This is a genomic window from Tenacibaculum gallaicum (assembly GCF_003387615.1).
GTDB lineage: Bacteria > Bacteroidota > Bacteroidia > Flavobacteriales > Flavobacteriaceae > Polaribacter > Polaribacter gallaicus.
In genome coordinates, this window is sequence record NZ_QUNS01000006.1 from 1 (window position 1) to 17,342 (window position 17,342).

Annotated in this window: 10 protein-coding genes; 6 read left to right on the forward strand and 4 right to left on the reverse strand. The window is 32.9% G+C overall.

What is annotated here, in order from left to right:
* From C7448_RS11315 to C7448_RS11325, 3 genes are all read left to right on the forward strand, one after another.
* Positions 1-4,017: gliding motility-associated C-terminal domain-containing protein (locus tag C7448_RS11315; RefSeq protein ID WP_147300528.1), on the forward strand; the 4,017-nt coding region annotated here is incomplete at its 5' end.
* Positions 4,018-4,027: 10 nt separating this feature from the next.
* Positions 4,028-4,969, forward strand: a complete 942-nt coding sequence (locus C7448_RS11320) for a PorP/SprF family type IX secretion system membrane protein (RefSeq protein WP_115901497.1) — start codon at positions 4,028-4,030, stop codon at positions 4,967-4,969.
* Between the two features lie 11 nt (positions 4,970-4,980).
* Positions 4,981-6,867, forward strand: a complete 1,887-nt coding sequence (locus C7448_RS11325) for an OmpA family protein (protein ID WP_115901498.1) — start codon at positions 4,981-4,983, stop codon at positions 6,865-6,867.
* Positions 6,868-6,958: 91 nt separating this feature from the next.
* Here the strand turns inward: C7448_RS11325 and C7448_RS11330 are convergent, their stop codons facing one another.
* The 3 genes from C7448_RS11330 to miaE form a co-directional block, all read right to left on the reverse strand.
* Positions 6,959-7,450: a CAP domain-containing protein gene (locus C7448_RS11330; protein WP_245939473.1), complete on the reverse strand. Its 492-nt coding sequence runs from the start codon at positions 7,448-7,450 to the stop codon at positions 6,959-6,961.
* 109 nt (positions 7,451-7,559) lie between these two features.
* Positions 7,560-7,997, reverse strand: a complete 438-nt coding sequence (locus C7448_RS11335; protein ID WP_115901499.1) for a DUF4268 domain-containing protein — start codon at positions 7,995-7,997, stop codon at positions 7,560-7,562.
* Complete coding sequence (gene miaE / locus C7448_RS11340; protein WP_115901500.1) at positions 7,997-8,578, reverse strand: tRNA-(ms[2]io[6]A)-hydroxylase; 582 nt, start codon at positions 8,576-8,578, stop codon at positions 7,997-7,999. The genes C7448_RS11335 and miaE overlap by 1 nt, the downstream gene beginning before the upstream one ends.
* Before the next feature lie 225 nt (positions 8,579-8,803).
* Between miaE and C7448_RS11345 the strand changes: the two genes are divergently transcribed.
* From C7448_RS11345 to C7448_RS15855, 3 genes are all read left to right on the forward strand, one after another.
* Positions 8,804-14,323, forward strand: coding sequence for an alpha-2-macroglobulin family protein (locus C7448_RS11345; protein ID WP_115901501.1), 5,520 nt, complete (start codon positions 8,804-8,806; stop codon positions 14,321-14,323).
* A 43-nt stretch (positions 14,324-14,366) separates the two neighbouring features.
* Entirely contained in the window at positions 14,367-15,680 is a 1,314-nt protein-coding gene (locus C7448_RS11350) for a DEAD/DEAH box helicase (RefSeq protein WP_115901502.1), read from the forward strand.
* A gap of 256 nt (positions 15,681-15,936) precedes the next feature.
* Positions 15,937-16,113, forward strand: a complete 177-nt coding sequence (locus C7448_RS15855) for a hypothetical protein (protein ID WP_170137037.1) — start codon at positions 15,937-15,939, stop codon at positions 16,111-16,113.
* A 245-nt stretch (positions 16,114-16,358) separates the two neighbouring features.
* Here C7448_RS15855 and C7448_RS11355 read toward each other — a convergent pair whose 3' ends face one another.
* Positions 16,359-17,306: a tRNA dihydrouridine synthase gene (locus C7448_RS11355; RefSeq protein WP_115901503.1), complete on the reverse strand. Its 948-nt coding sequence runs from the start codon at positions 17,304-17,306 to the stop codon at positions 16,359-16,361.
* Positions 17,307-17,342 lie beyond the last annotated feature (36 nt).

Sequence of the window (17,342 nt, forward strand, 5' to 3'; positions counted from 1 at the left end):
ATCACAGTAACCGATACGACTGCACCAACTTTATCAGCAGAACCAACCGATATTTCAGTAGACTGTGAAGCCATACCATCAGTACCAACGATTACGGCAACCGATAATTGTGATACTGTAGTAGACGTAGTGTTTACCGAAGTAAGCAATACGGTAGTAGACGGATGTGGAGAAATCGTACGTCAATGGGAATCAACTGACAACTGTGGCAATACAGTAAGTCATACCCAAACCATCACAGTAACCGATACGACTGCACCAACTTTATCAGCAGAACCAACCGATATTTCAGTAGACTGTGAAGCCATACCATCAGTACCAACGATTACGGCAACCGATAATTGTGATACTGTAGTAGACGTAGTGTTTACTGAAGTAAGCAATACTGTAGTAGACGGATGTGGAGAAATCGTACGTCAATGGGAATCAACCGACAACTGTGGCAATACAGTAAGTCATAGCCAAACCATCACAGTAACCGATACCACTGCACCAACTTTATCAGCAGAACCAACCGATGTAAGTGCTGACTGTGAAGCCATACCATCAGTATCAACGATCACAGCGACGGACAATTGTGATAGCGTAGTAGACGTAGTGTTTACCGAAGTAAGCAATACTGTAGTAGACGGATGCGGAGAAATCGTACGTCAATGGGAATCAACTGACAACTGTGGCAATACAGTAAGTCATAGTCAAACCATCACAGTAACCGATACGACTGCACCAACTTTATCAGCAGAACCAACCGATATTTCAGTAGACTGTGAAGCCATACCATCAGTACCAACGATTACAGCGACTGATAATTGTGATACTGTAGTAGACGTAGTATTTACCGAAGTAAGCAATACGGTAGTAGACGGATGTGGAGAAATCGTACGTCAATGGGAATCAACTGACAACTGTGGCAATACAGTAAGTCATAGCCAAGCCATCACAGTAACCGATACGACTGCACCAACTTTATCAGCAGAACCAACCGATATTTCAGTAGACTGTGAAGCCATACCATCAGTACCAACGATCACAGCGACGGACAATTGTGATAGCGTAGTAGACGTAGTATTTACCGAAGTAAGCAATACGGTAGTAGACGGATGTGGAGAAATCGTACGTCAATGGGAATCAACTGACAACTGTGGCAACACAGTAAGTCATAGCCAAACCATCACAGTAACAGATATTACTAAACCAGGTTTTACAGTTCCAGCTGACATCACAATATTTAAAGATGATACTTGTACTTATGATGCTAATGTTGGAATCACTGGAGATGTAATAGATGAATCTGATAATTGTGATACAAATTTAAGCGCTAATTATACTGATATAGAATCAGCAGGTTCATGTGAAGGAGAAATAATTGTAACTAGAACTTGGTCTTTAACAGATAACTGTGGAAATACAACAGAAAAAGATCAAATAATAACAGTTAAAGACAATATAGCTCCAGTTATAGATGAAACGAATAAAAATAATATAGATATAGAATGTGGAGTAGGAGATACAGAAACTACTTTACAAGATTGGTTAGACAGTAATGCAGGAGCAACAGCAACCGATAACTGTAGTAGTGTAACATGGACAAATAATTATGGAGATGATACTTCTGTAAAATGTGATGGAAGTTATATTATAGTAACCTTTACAGCTACAGATGTTTGTGGTAATTCAAGTATCACAACCGCAGGATATTTAATTAAAGATGAAACAGCACCGACAATAACTCAACAACCATCAGATAAAACTGTAGAGTGTGATGGATCAGGAAACACAGCAGAGCTAAACGCTTGGTTAGCTAGTAATGGAGGAGCAACAGCAACAGATGATTGTAGCGTTGTATCATGGAGTAATAACTATACAGATTTAACATATACCTGTAGTTTTACAGGAGAAGTAGAAGTAATTTTTACAGCGAAAGACGCCTGTGGAAATCCTGTAGGTACCAATAGTGCTAAATTTATTATAGAAGACACGCAAGCACCAGAATTTGTTGAGACTTTACCAGTAACAGAGATAACAGTAAGTTGTGATACAATTCCAGTAGCAATGGTATTAACCGCAACAGATAACTGTGATACTTCTGTAACAGTAAACTATTCAGAAGAGTTTGCAGGACAAGATGACGAATGTGCATCAGAATATACAATCACAAGAACATGGACTGTAGAAGACTGCGCAGGAAATACAACCTCACATACTCAAGAGGTAACCGTAGAAGATACTGCTGCACCTGAATTTGTTGAGGAATTGCCAGTGGATGTAACGGTAAGCTGTGATACAATTCCAGCAGCAATGGTATTAACCGCAACAGATAATTGTGATGCTTCTGTGACTGTGAATTATTCAGAAGAGTTTTCAGGACAAGATGACGAATGTGCATCAGAATATACAATCACAAGAACATGGACAGTACAAGATTGTGCAGGTAATACAACCTCGTATACTCAAGTAGTGACAGTAGAAGACACGCAAGCACCAGAATTTGTTGAGACTTTACCAGTAACAGAGATAACAGTAAGTTGTGATACAATTCCAGCAGCAGCGGTATTAACCGCAACAGATAACTGTGATATTTCTGTGACTGTGAATTATTCAGAAGAGTTTTCAGGACAAGATGACGAATGTGCATCAGATTATACAATCACAAGAACATGGATTGTATCAGACTGTGCAGGTAATACAACTACACATAGTCAAGTAGTAACAGTAGAAGATACTACTGCACCAGTATTTGTAGAAGCATTACCAGCAGGTGTAACGGTAAGTTGTGATGCGATTCCAGCAGCAGCGGTATTAACCGCAACAGATAACTGTGATACTTCTGTGACTGTGAATTATTCAGAAGAGTTGTCAGGGCAAGATGACGAATGTGCATCAGAATATACAATCACAAGAACATGGACAGTACAAGATTGTGCAGGTAATACAACCTCGCATACTCAAGAGGTAACTGTAGAAGATACTACCGCACCAGAATTTGTTGAGACTTTACCAACAAACACAATAGTAAGTTGTGATGCTATTCCAGCAGTAGCAGTACTAACAGCAACAGATAATTGTGATTCTGAAGTAATAGTTGTATATTCAGAAGAGCTTTCAGGCCAAGAAGAAGGATGTGCTTCAGAGTATATCATTACAAGAAAATGGGAAGTACAAGATTGTGCAGGTAATAGCACATCACATACTCAAGTTATCACAATAGAAGATAATGAAGCGCCAACCTTGGTGTCAACATTAGAAGATATTACAGTAGAATGTGATACTGTTCCTGAAGTTCCAACTTTAGAGTTTACAGACAATTGTTCTTCAAATGTAACACAAACAAATTTTGAGGAAACAAGCACATTTGATGGAAGCGATAGTGACTATACAATCACTAGAACTTGGACAGTAGCAGATGATTGTGGAAATACAGCAGACTTTACACAATATATTACAGTAACTGTAAAAACATCCGTAACAGAAATAGCAGATTCAAGATGTATTGACGATGGCGAAATTGACTTGAATGACTATTTAGCGAATCAAAGTGAAGATGGAACTTGGGAAGTAACTCAAGGAAGCGTAACAGTATCTGATGATGGAAGCTTTGACCCGTCGGGAGTAAATTTAGGAGATTATATATTTACGTATACATCAGCAAACAATGGCTGTTTAACATCGACAAAAGTTACGATTAATATAAACGATGATTGTATAGTATTACCATGTGGACAAGAAGATGTGGTAATTTCAAAAGCAGTAACCCCTAATGGAGATTCATGGAATGAATTTTTTGAAGTTACAGGAGTAGAATCTTGTGGATTTATAGCCAATGTACAAATATTTAACCGTTGGGGAGCTAGAGTTTTTGAATCTAATAATTATGCAAATAATTGGAACGGAGTTTCAGATGGAGCTACGTTTGGATCAGCAGAAAGATTACCAGCTGGTACATATTACTACATTGTAATATTAGAAAATAGTGGGTTAAAACCATTTACAGGAGCAATTTACTTAGGAACCAAATAATATTATAGCTATGAACCAAAATTACAAGCTATTACAAGCAGTTATTGTACTGTTTTTTACAACAGTTTTAACAGTTCAATCACAACAGCTACCACAATTTACTCAGTATATGTACAACACAATTTCTATTAATCCTGCATATGCAGGAAGTAGGGAAGTACTGAGTATTGTTGGACTGCATAGAAGCCAGTGGGCAGGATTAGATAGAGCACCAGAAACACAAACCCTATCTATTCACTCACCTCTTAGAAATGATAAAATAGGATTAGGGTTATCATTTATAAATGATCAATTAGGATATGAAAATTTCACCTATTTATATGGAGACTTCTCATATACAATTCAACTTAATGACGATATAAAACTAGCCTTTGGACTTAAAGCAGGGTTTACTCAATACAATATTGATGATGCTTTAATAGCCTCTGAAGGGTCAGATCCAGGAATTTCAGGGATTCAAAATAGATGGGAACCTAATTTTGGGAGCGGTTTATTATTGCACACAAATAAATGGTATGTAGGGTTTTCAGCTCCAAGACTATTAAATATAGATCATAATGATTTGGTTGTTAACGGAATTAATTACGGAATCATAGATAAAGTAAGTTACTATTTAACAGGGGGGTATGTTTTTGATGTAAGTGATAACGTAAAATTTAAGCCAGCTACATTAATTAAAGCAACCAACGGAGCTCCAGTATCATATGATATAACAGCAAACTTTTTATTCAATGAAAAGTTCTGGTTAGGAGGTTCTTATAGAATTAATGAAAATACAGGGGCTTTAGGAGCTTTAGTAGATTTTCAAGTATCTCGTCAGTTCCGAATAGGTTACGCGTATGAACATCCATTATCAGACATCAATCAATATTCAAATGGTACACATGAAATATTATTAATGTTTGAGTTATTTCCTAAGTCATATAGAACGAAATCTCCTAGATATTTTTAAAAAGCATAGTTATGAAGACAAAAATTACACTGATACTACTTTTTTTATCATGCTTTGCATTTTCTCAAAGAAAAATAGCAAATAAATTCTATAAAGAATATGCGTACGTAAAAGCAGCCGAGTTTTATAAAAAAGCCATAAATGGAGGTGATGATGGGATAGATATGGTAACAAGATTAGCAGATTGTTATTATAATAACTCTAATTCTAAACAAGCAGCTTATTGGTATGGAGTTGCTTCAAATAGAAATGAAAATTTAACAGATGATGCTATATATAGATATGTACAGTCACTTAGAAGTATAGGGGAATATGACAAAGCAGATACATGGCTTCAAAAAATACCCGATACAGCGTTAAAAACAGGAAATGTTGATTATGATAAGTTAAAAACGCTTAATAAAGACTCCGTAGTCGTAGCAAATTTAGATATTAATACTAAAAACTCAGAGTTTGGATCATATGTACATGGACAGAAATTGTATTTTGCTTCGACAAGAAAAAAAGATGGCGAAATTTATGAATGGAATAACCAACCGTATTTAGATTTATATCAAGCCAAAATTACTAAAAATGAAAAGAAGGAAGATAGTATAGAAAATGTTATTCCTATTGTTTCTTCTAAAATTAACACAAGCTTTCATGAATCGAGCGTGGCGATAACTAAAGATGGTCAAACGTTATATTTTACAAGAAATAACTTAAACGATAAAAAAAAGTTAGAGTATAGTAAAAAAGGAACATCACATTTAAAAATATTCAAAGCTACATTGGTTAATGGTGAGTGGGATAATATTGAAGAGTTACCGTTTAATGATAAAATGTATTCTAGTGGGCATCCAGCATTGAGTCCCGATGAGAAAACATTATATTTTGTGTCTGATAGACCAGATAGTTATGGCTTAACTGATATTTATAAAGTAGCTATTTTACCTAATGGAGAGTATGGTGAACCAATAAATTTAGGAGATAAAGTAAATACAAAAGGAAGAGAGATGTTTCCTTTTGTAGCTAAAGATTATACCTTGTATTTCTCTTCGGATGGTTATGCAAACTTAGGGTTATTAGATGTTTTTAAATCTGACTTACTAATAAACAATTCGTCAGAAGTTATAAATATAGGAGCTCCATTTAATAGTGGGTACGATGACTTTGCTTTCTTTTATAATGAAGATGGAAAAACAGGATACTTTTCTTCAAACCGACCTGAAGGGAAAGGACAAGATGATGTATATAAGTTTAGAACGCTAAAATGCAAGCAATTTATCAAAGGAGTAACATATGATAAAAGAACTAAAGAAATATTACCCAATGCTTTAGTCGAATTGATTGACTCTGAAGGTAAAGTAATAAAAAGGTTTGTAACTCAAGAAGATGCCACCTACGTTTTTGAAGTAGAATGTGAGAAAAAATTTTCTTTAAGAGGAACAAAGTTAGATTATAAAGATGATTTTATCAATAATATTGAAACGACAGATGTAAGAGGTATAGAGATAGAACATGATTTATATCTAACACCATTAATTATAGGAAACGAAATAGTGATAGATCCTATATTTTTCGATTTCGATAAATGGAATATACGACCAGATGCAGCTTATGAATTAGAGCACATTGTAAGAGTAATGAACAATCATCCAAAAATGATTATCAAGATTGAAGCTCATACCGATAGTAGGGGGAGCGATAGGTACAATGAGATTTTATCAGATAGAAGAGCTAAGTCTACCAGAGATTATATTTTTTCAAGAGGTATAGCTACCAATAGGATAGAAAGTGCCATTGGCTATGGAGAAAAACAGTTAATGAACAAATGTTCTAATGGTGTTCCCTGTACAGATGAGGAACATCAAGAAAACAGACGATCAAAATTTATAATCGTCAATGATTATAAATAGTAAGAAAAAGAAATTAGTCTCCCGTAGAGTAGTTTTCTTTAGTAGCCCCAATTCAATGCGCATATTGAGTTTGGGGCTTTAATTTACTTCACTATTTTTTCACAAAAATATTAGTGTAATACCACTTACCGTTGTCGCTTTTTTCAGCTGTAATTTCAAAGTGAGTATAGTCACCTTCAATATTTTCTTTATGTCCGTTGCTTTTAATCCAAGCATCAACTACAGCTTCAGCAGTAGAATAGCCATAAGCTACATTTTCACCTACCTTAATAGCATTAGCGTTTTCAGTCAAATACTCTTTGCGTTGGTGAAAAAAGTCGTGAGAAATTTCTTCTTTTTCAATCATGTAATTTGTATGATTGTTTGTTTGCGACTTAATCGTTTGTAACTTGTTTAGTGAAGAAAAGCCATTATTAACTCTATAAGAATTAATAAGGTCTAAAACGTCCGCTTCTATCGATTTCTCATTGATACTAGTTGACATTTCTGGGGTACTATCAGCTATCTCGGCTTCGTTAGAAGAACAAGATGTTATTATTAGTGCGCAAAATAGCACCAATAACTTTTGGGGGTAGTTATTCATGATTATAGGGGTTAGGGGTTAATCAAAAACGTTGTAAAGATATAATGAAAATTAAATACAAAACAAGTTAAATGTGTGTATTTTAACAAAAAAGGTGTTTTTCCTGTGACTAGATTGCTTGCTTTATAAAGTCTTCATATTCATAAAAAAACAGTTCAAATTGTGTCATAGTTTCAACATAAAACTCATAACAATCTCGCCAAGTGTCTTTATTATGAATACTAAACTTCTTATCGAAAGGGACATAAACTCTGTGAATAATCTTGTGATTATCTAGTTCAAAATTATTATCAAAAATAACTTCAGGCAAATATTCTGTTTCCAAGATATTTTTCAAAGAAAGAAGTTGATCGTAAAGCAATTCATTGGCAATACTTTCTGGATGCTCGAAATCTAAACAAACTGAAGCTTTTTTTCTGTCTGCTTGAAATTTAAAAGCAAATCCTTTTATTTTAGTGTTGTATAACAACCATTTTCTTGGAAAAGACTTTCCAAAACTAGTCCAAAACTCCTTACGTAAGCGGGCAGATTCTTCTTTACTAAACACTATCCGTGAACTTTTGCTGTTTTACCTCTTTCTCGCATCATTTCAGCTTCAAAAGCTAATAAGTCTTCCCATTTTTTATCTACAATTTCACGATCCATATACTTTCTAGCATATCCTAAAAATAAGGTGTAGTGATTTGCTTCAGAAATCATTAAATCGATATAGAATTTTGATAATTCTTTATCTTCCATATTATCAGCAAAAACCTTAAAGCGTTCACAGCTACGCGCTTCTATTAAAGCAGCAACTAAAAGTCGGTGAATTAATGCTTCAGTTCTGTTTTTTGTATGCGGAAAGAATTTTTGTAATTTTAAAGCATAGTCGTTTTTAGTTGCTTGTCCTAAAACCATACCACGTTCAATCATTATGTTATGTACCATTCTAAAATGTTCCATTTCTTCAATAGCAATATCACTCATGTCTTTAACAAGTTCAGTTTCTTCAGAGTAATTGATGATAATTGACACAGCATTTGAAGCAGCTTTTTGTTCAGCAAAGGCATGATCTGTTAATAACTGTTCCAATCCATTTTTAGCAACTTCAACCCATGAAGTTTCAGTATCAAATTGTAATCCAAGCATAATGTATTATTCAGGCTGTAAAAGTAAAAAATATAAGTGCTAATTGTATCATAAATAGCTTAAAAATAGCTAGATTTGTTATTAAAAAAATCTCTTGAGAAAATTGCTTAAAAATATTGGCTTTAATTGCGAATACTAAATGAATTGCTACAAATTCTAAATAGATAATCTTTTAAAGATATTTTTAACTAGTTTTAGATAAAAAAGACAAAAACTTCTGATGAAATGAAATTACAATTATTTAAAAAAGTGAAAAAAATTATTGGCGTTTTTACATTAATCTTTTTAATGTTTATCGCTAACTCCTGCAAAAAATCTGCTGTTACAGAAAGTAACGTTAATGAGTTTAGTGAGTACATTAGTGTTTTTCCAGATAAACTGATATCGGTAAGCCCTAATTTAAAGTTTGTATTAAAAAATAAAGTCACAACAAACTTTGATGCCACTGAAGTAATTACTACAAAACCGGCCATAAAAGGAGAAGTTGTTTTTAATGACAGTGAGCTAGTTTTTGTGCCTGCTGAAAAATTAAAAAGTAATCAAGAGTATTTAATAACACTTCATTTATCTAAGTTGTATGAAGATATAGAGGAAGATTTAGAGAACTTTACTATTAAAGTAAAAACTAAAGAATTATTATTCAACGTTTCCTTACAAGCTCCAAGTGTTTATAATAAAAAATTATATGAGGTAGAAGGAGAGTTAATTGCCAGTGATATTATTGAAACGGAAAAAATAGCATCTTTGGTAAAAGCTACATACAACGGGAAAGAAAAAGCTATAAAGTTTAGTACTGCAGGTAAGGTAAGTTCTAAAGTTTACTTTAAGATAGACAGTATAGAACGATTTAAAGAAGATAAACAACTAAAGGTAGAGTGGACTGGAACGCCTATTCAGTCAGAGTCTAAAGGAAGTAGAGAGGTAACCATTACAGGAAAAAATAATTTTAAGATATTAAATGTTGAAGTTATTGATACAGATAAACAACATATCGAAATAAGCTTCTCAGATCCAATCCAAAAATCACAAAACTTAAAAGGACTTATTCAGTTTTTAAATACTCAAAAAAGAGCTTTTACATATAAGGTAAATAGTAATAAGGTAACGGTATACCCAAAATCATCATTTACACAAAAAGTTGATATAGAGATATTCAAAGGAATTAAGAGTGTGGATGGTTACGCTTTAAAAGAAAACACAATTAAAACGGTTTATTTTGAAGAATTAAAGCCAGCGGTAAAGTTTATAAAGAGTGGATCAATACTTCCAAACTCTAATAACCTAAAAATAAATTTTAGTGCAGTTAACTTAAAAGCGATTGATGCTACAATTTATAAAGTATACAAGGAGAATGTATTACAGTTTTTACAAAATAATAATTTAAGTAATCAAGGAAATTTACGTTATGTAGGGCGTCCGGTAGCGAAATATACAGTAAACCTTGGTAATCAAGGATTAGATTTAAGTAAAGAAAATGCTTTTGCTATTGATTTAGCAGAAATAATAAAAGTGGAAAACGGAGCGATGTATAGAGTTGAGTTTTCATTCAATAAAGACTATTCAAATTATAAATGTACTGAAGGTGTTTCAACCAAAACCATCGTTTTCGGGAAAAAGAAGATAGATACCAAAAGCTATGATAATCCTAATTACTACGACGATTATTACTACGATTATAGTTGGAGAGATAGAGAGGATCCTTGCACAACGTCATACTATTACAACAAAGATATTAGTACAAATATTTTAGCTACGAATATTGGAGTTATAGTAAAAAAAGGAAATAACAATAAAACGTTAGTAGCTGTTACAAATATACTTACCACAGATGTTATAGAAGGAGCAAAAGTAACCTTATATAATCTACAAAAACAAGAAGTAGCTTCAGCTACAACTAATAAAGAGGGAGTAGTTTCTTTTTCTGACGTAACAAATGACTTTTTTGCAGTAGTTTCTAAAAAAAGCAATACTACTTATGTGAAATTGAAGGATGGAGAAACACTGTCAATGAGTAAGTTTGATGTTTCTGGGGTGAAATTACAAGAAGGAATTAAAGGGTACATTTATGGAGAGCGCGGAGTGTGGAGACCAGGAGACCAAATATTCTTAACATTTGTATTAAATGACAATGCTAATCCAATTCCAGAGGAACACCCAATAAAATTTGAATTATTAAATCCAAGAGGAAAGATAATTGACAGAAAAGTACTTTCAAAGAAATCAAACAATGTATATGCATATGCTCCAAGAACAAATCCAGAAGCTATTACTGGTAACTGGAAGCTACGTGTAAGTGTTGGAGGGGCTGTTTTTAATAAAACATTAAAAGTTGAAACTATTAAACCTAATCGATTAAAGATTAAACTAGCTACAGATTCAGAGTTTATCAAAGCAAACTCAACTATTACAGGAGATGTAGAAGTAAAATGGTTGCATGGAGCAATAGCTAGAGGATTAAAGTTAGATATCAACGGAAAATTTTCACAAACCAATACAGAGTTTTCAAAATTCAAAAGCTATAATTTTGATGATGTAACTCGTCGATTTGGAACTGAAGAGTTTAAGGTATTAAAAGGAAATTTAAGTAACGAAGGAACCACTAAGTTTTCGGTAAAGCCTAAATTAGATAGTAAAGCTCCAGGTATGTTGAAAGCAAGCTTTATTACAAAAGTGTATGAAAATGGTGGTGACTTTAGTACTGATGTATTTTCTAACAAAGTATCGCCGTATACTTCATATGCAGGATTGCAAGATGCTGAAGAACCACAGTCTAAAAATTATTTATTTACCGATGAAAACTATACATTTAATGTAGCTTCAGTAAACGAAGATGGGGAAGGAGTAGCGAATAGTTTAGAAGTAAACGTATATAAATTATCATGGCGTTGGTGGTGGAGTACCTCTGATAATGGATTATCAAGTTATGACGGTACACGTTACCATGAACCATATAAAAAACTAAAAGTAACAACAAACGGAAGTGGTAAGGGAACGTTTAAATTAAAAGTTGATGAAAATGATTGGGGACGTTATTTAATAAAAGTAAAAGATTCAAAAAGTAAGCACGTTACCTCAAATGTGGTATATTTTGATTGGCCTTCTTGGTATGCTAAGAAGAAAGGAAATCAAGATAAAAGTAACGCTACGATGCTAATATTTACAACCGATAAAGAATCGTATGAAGTAGATGAAAAAGCAACTGTTAAGTTTCCGTCTTCCGAAGGAGGAAAAGCGTTTATTACGATAGAAAATGGAACAGAGGTATTAGACCATTTCTGGGTACCAACACAAGCACAACAAACATCATTTAGTTTCCCAGTAAAAGCGAGTTATACACCAAATGTATTTGTAAACATTTCATTGTTACAAAAACATAGTCAAACGGTAAACGATTTACCAATTCGTATGTACGGTTCAATACCAATGTTGGTAAACAATCCAGCAACTAAATTAGAACCAAAAATCCAGTTAGCTGATGAGTTACGACCAGAATCTACGGCTACCATTCGAGTGAAAGAAGAAAAAGGTAGACCAATGACGTATACGATTGCATTGGTAGATGAAGGTTTGTTAGATTTAACACGTTTTAAAACACCAAACCCTTGGGAAGTGTTCTATGCACGCCAATCTTTAGGAGTAAAAACTTGGGATATATTTGATGATGTAATTGGTGCTTACGGTGGAAAAGTAAATCAAATATTAAGTATTGGAGGTGATGAAGCAGAAGCAGGAAGTAAAAACAGGAAAGCCAACCGATTCAAACCAATGGTTACTTATTTAGGACCTTTCGATTTAGAAAAGGGAGATAGTAAGGAACACAAAATTAAAATACCAAAATATGTAGGATCTGTTCGTGCTATGGTAGTGGCTACCGATACTAAAAAAGATGCGTATGGTAGTGATGAAAAAACAGCTTTTGTACGAAAACCAGTAATGATTTTAGCCTCATTGCCTCGTAAAATAACACCAGAAGAAACCGTTACGTTACCAGTTACTGTTTTTGCAATGAAATCAAATATTAAAAATGTAAAAGTAACAGTACAACCAAACGAAGCATATACAATTGTAGGAGATAGAACACAAACGGTTTCATTTAATCAGCCAGATGAAAAAATGGCGTACTTTACATTAAAGGTGAACGATTTTAAAGGAATAGGTAAAGTGAAAATAGATGCAAGTTCAGGAAGAGAAAAAGCATCTTACGAGGTGGAAATAGATGTGTTAAACCCAAATCCAGTAACTACAGAAGTAAAAGATGTCGTATTGAAATCTAATGAAGTAGGGGAGATTAACTTTACAAGTTTTGGTACTAAAGGAACGAACGCAGCTACGTTAGAGTTATCAACCTTACCTCCAATGAATTTTACGAAGCGTTTGGGATACTTAATTCGTTACCCACATGGATGTGTAGAACAAACAACCTCTGGTGCTTTTCCGCAGTTGTTTTTACCAGAATTATTTGAATTATCAAAAGAGAAGATAGCTTCAATAGAAAGAAATATAAAAGCAGCAATTCAACGCTTATCAGATTTCCAATTATCTAATGGAGGATTGTCATACTGGCAAGGAAATAGTAGTGCTAATAGCTGGGGAACATCGTATGCAGGTCATTTTATGATTGAAGCTGAAAAGAAAGGATATGCGCTACCTATTGGATTCAAGTCAAAATGGATAGGGTATCAAAAACAACAAGCACGTAATTGGAGAAATGACTCACGTTACTACAACAATTCGCTTTCACAAGCTTACCGATTGTATACCCTGAGTTTAGCTAATACCCCTGATTTAGCTTCAATGAACCGTTTACGAGAGTCAATGGGAGTTTCAGATGAAGCAAAAATGAGATTAGCAAGTGCGTATGCTTTAATAGGCAAAAAGGCTATAGCAACATCTATTTTAAAAGGAATTACTGGTTATACGTATACAAAACGATATTATTCAAACTATGGTTCTGAAACGCGAAATAAAGCAATGTCTTTAGAAACCTATATGTTATTGGATGATGAAACAAAATCAATAAAATTAGCAAAAGAAATAGCTGAAGATTTATCTAGTAATAATTGGATGAGTACGCAAACTACAGCATATAGTTTACTAGCAATGAGCCAATATGCTTTGAAAAATGGAGGTAGTGATGGAATTAATACAAGTTATGTATTAAATAAAGCTTCAGGAGAAGCAAGTACTTCAAAATCGTTGTTGGCAAAAGATTTAATCGCAATTCAAAAAGAGAATTCATTAAAAATAACCAACAAAAACAGCGGAGTTTTATATGTACGTATACTAAACAAAGGAATTTTACCAATTGGTGAAGAAAAAGTATTCCAAAAGAATTTAGAAACATCTATCACATACAAAACAAAAGACGGTACACGTATTACACCAGATAACTTATCACAAGGGACTAATTTTGTAGCAGAAGTTACAGTAAAGAACCCAACAAGTGAAACGATTGATAATGTAGCATTAACACAATATATTCCTTCAGGATGGGAAATTGTAAATACTCGTTTTACTGATTTTGGAAACAATACTACGTCTTCAAAAGTAGATTATACCGATATACGAGATGCAAGTATCAGTAATTACTTTACCTTAAAAAAGTACGAAACTAAAACATTTAGAGTATTACTAAATGCGTCGTATTTAGGAGAATATTATTTACCAGGGGTACAAGTTGAAGCAATGTATGATAATGATTACATAGCACGTACCAAAGGTGAGTGGATTAAAGTAGTGAAGTAGTTAATATACCAAATAAGTAATAAACTCATAGATATTAAATAATATGACAACAAAAATAAAAACACAAGAAGATATTTTAGCAAAATTAAATATCTATGAGTTAAATGAAATGCAACAAAATGCCATTTCTACGATTGATAAAACAACTAATACAGTAATACTATCACCCACTGGTACTGGTAAAACATTGGGGTTTTTATTACCAACATTAAAGTTAATAGACCCTAATAATAAAGAGGTTCAAGTTTTAATTTTAGTACCATCAAGAGAATTAGCGATTCAAATAGAACAGGTAATTCGTGAAATGGGAACAGGTTTAAAAGTGAATGCTGTATATGGTGGGCGTTCAATGGCAAAAGATAAAATAGAGTTAAAACATACACCTAGTATATTAATTGGTACGCCAGGTAGAGTATCTGACCATTTTGCTAACAATCGTTTTTCTAAAGAAAGTATTAAAACTCTAATTTTAGATGAATTTGATAAATCGTTAGAAATTGGTTTTGAGTACGAAATGCGCGGAATAATTAATCAATTACCTAATATTAATAAACGTATCTTAACTTCAGCAACACAAGAAGCTGAAGTTCCAGATTTTGTACGTTTAAGCAATCCTACCGTATTAAACTATTTAACAGGTAAAAAACCAAAGAAATTAACTTTAAAAACGGTTGTTTCACCATCAAAAAATAAAAATCAAACCTTAGTAGAACTATTACACCATATAGGGAATGAACAAGGAATTATTTTTTGTAATTTAAAAGACAGTATTGCTAATGTAAGCGAGTTTTTGACTAAAAACAAGATAGCACACAGTTGTTTCTCTGGAGGAATGGAACAAAGAGATCGAGAACGTTCTTTAATAAAGTTTAGAAACGGAACAAGTCAAGTATTGTTAGCGACTGATTTGGCTGCAAGAGGAATTGATATTCCAGAAATGAAATACATTATTCATTACGAATTACCACAAAGAGTAGAAGAGTTTACGCATAGAAATGGTAGAACAGCAAGAGTTAATGCCAAAGGAACTGCTTATGTTTTAAAATGGCAAAAAGAAAGCTTACCAGAATTTCTTAAAAATATACCCAATGCGGATATTTCTCAGAAACAAAAATTAAAGCCTAGTTATTGGGAGACGTTATTTATTTCTGGAGGAAGAAAAGACAAAATATCTAAAGGAGATATTGCAGGTTTATTCTTTAAAAAAGGAAATTTAACCAAAGAACAAGTAGGAGTTATTGAACTAAAACAAGATTGTGCTTTTATTTCAGTTCCTATTACTGAGTCAAAAAGATTATTGGAAGATTTAAATAATACACGCTTAAAAAATAAAAAAGTTCGTATTACATTGGCGTAAACTTAGAAATAGACCAGTGTAACCTTGGTACATAGGTAGCTATTTTGATGTTGTTTGTTTTTTGGAGTGATATTTATCAAAAAAATAATTAGAAGTAATGTAATCAATGATTATATAGCATGTGCTAAAGATAGAGATGAATTAAAGTTTTGAAATAATTAATAACAATATTCTTTCGCGAAGAATAGGCATAAATCTTGAGTGCCTTTAAATGTTCAAGGATTTAATTATATTTTAAATAAATCTTAGTATTATCATGAAAAATGAAATTTTAAAAGCAGGTAAAGCTTTAACAAAAAAAGAACAAAAATCTATTGTAGGTGGTGGTTACGAATGTGGCTTAGTTTTCGATGAAACACAATGTGAAGAATTTTGGGCTTTGCCACCAGAATATCAAGCTTGTAGTGATGTTCATGCTGACTGCGTTTCTTAAAAAAGAATGTTACAATTTATAAAGAATAATAAAATCAAAACAATCATCACAGTATTTGCGGTGTTTGTTTATTATTTCTGTCTGCCTAAAAACTTATTTAATAACCTAACATCAACAGTCGTTATAGCAAAAATAGAGCTATAAAACATGTGATTAATTGTATAAAAATAGGTAAAACAGAATATAATAAGTATTAGTTATATATTTAAAGTTTCAAGGTTATCTTTCAAAGAGGGTAACCTTTTTTACCTTTCTCCATTCAAAATCTCCTTAACAGCCACTTGATATTTCTTAGGGTTTGTCGCTTTTTTAATTTTTTTATAAGTTTTACGAGGATCAGAAAACGATTGAGAAAAATACTCCCAAAAGCCTAACATTTTCATTTTTATAGGCGTTGGTCCAGATAAGGCAGCATCATACTGCTGGTATATTTCATCATGAAACTCTCCAAATATTTTCCATCTGTCTTTTGGATATTCAGTAGTATTATCTTTAATCATTTGTGGTAAAAACGGATCTGCAATTAAACCACGTCCAATCATAAAATGTGTAATGCTAGGAAAACGTTCTTTTATAGCTTTAAAACCTGCTACTGTGGTAATATCACCATTATAATATAATTGATGCTTGGCAACGTCTATACATTTTTGAAAAGCATCTAAATCAACACCTCCTTTGTACAATTGTTTTCCAATTCTGGCGTGAATAGCTACATTTTTTAATGGATACTTATCTAAAATAGGAAAAGTGTGCAGTATTTCTTCACTGTTTTCATAACCCATTCTCATTTTCATCGATACTAGAATGTCGGTTTCGTTATGAGCACGATGTAGTATCTCATCTATACGTGTAGGATTACAAATTAAACCAGAACCCATACCCGATTTTGTAACCATAGGGTAGGGACACCCTAAATTCCAATTCAACTCTTTATAACCTAAATTTTGTACATATTTGGCAACAAATAAAAATTCTTCAGCATCATTGGTTATAACTTGTGGAATAACCGTTAAGGTTGTGTTATTTTCAAGGAGTAAATCACGTTCATAACTCGATTTTATTTTAAATTTCCCATTTAATCGAATGTAAGGAGCATAATAAGTATCGATACCACCAAAATATTTTTGTTGGGCATTCCTAAAACGAAAATCGGTAAACCCTTGTAAAGGTGAAGAAAGTAAGTTAAAACTCATAGTGTAATTTGAGTTGCAAATATAACAGACTTATCG

Coding starts and splice junctions, on each gene's coding strand:
- C7448_RS11345 (WP_115901501.1), top strand. CDS start 8,804: ATGAAATTACAATTATTTAAAAAAGTGAAAAAAATTATTGGCGTTTTT.
- C7448_RS11355 (WP_115901503.1), bottom strand. CDS start 17,306: ATGAGTTTTAACTTACTTTCTTCACCTTTACAAGGGTTTACCGATTTT.
- C7448_RS15855 (WP_170137037.1), top strand. CDS start 15,937: ATGAAAAATGAAATTTTAAAAGCAGGTAAAGCTTTAACAAAAAAAGAA.
- miaE (WP_115901500.1), bottom strand. CDS start 8,578: ATGCTTGGATTACAATTTGATACTGAAACTTCATGGGTTGAAGTTGCT.
- C7448_RS11330 (WP_245939473.1), bottom strand. CDS start 7,450: ATGAATAACTACCCCCAAAAGTTATTGGTGCTATTTTGCGCACTAATA.
- C7448_RS11350 (WP_115901502.1), top strand. CDS start 14,367: ATGACAACAAAAATAAAAACACAAGAAGATATTTTAGCAAAATTAAAT.
- C7448_RS11320 (WP_115901497.1), top strand. CDS start 4,028: ATGAACCAAAATTACAAGCTATTACAAGCAGTTATTGTACTGTTTTTT.
- C7448_RS11325 (WP_115901498.1), top strand. CDS start 4,981: ATGAAGACAAAAATTACACTGATACTACTTTTTTTATCATGCTTTGCA.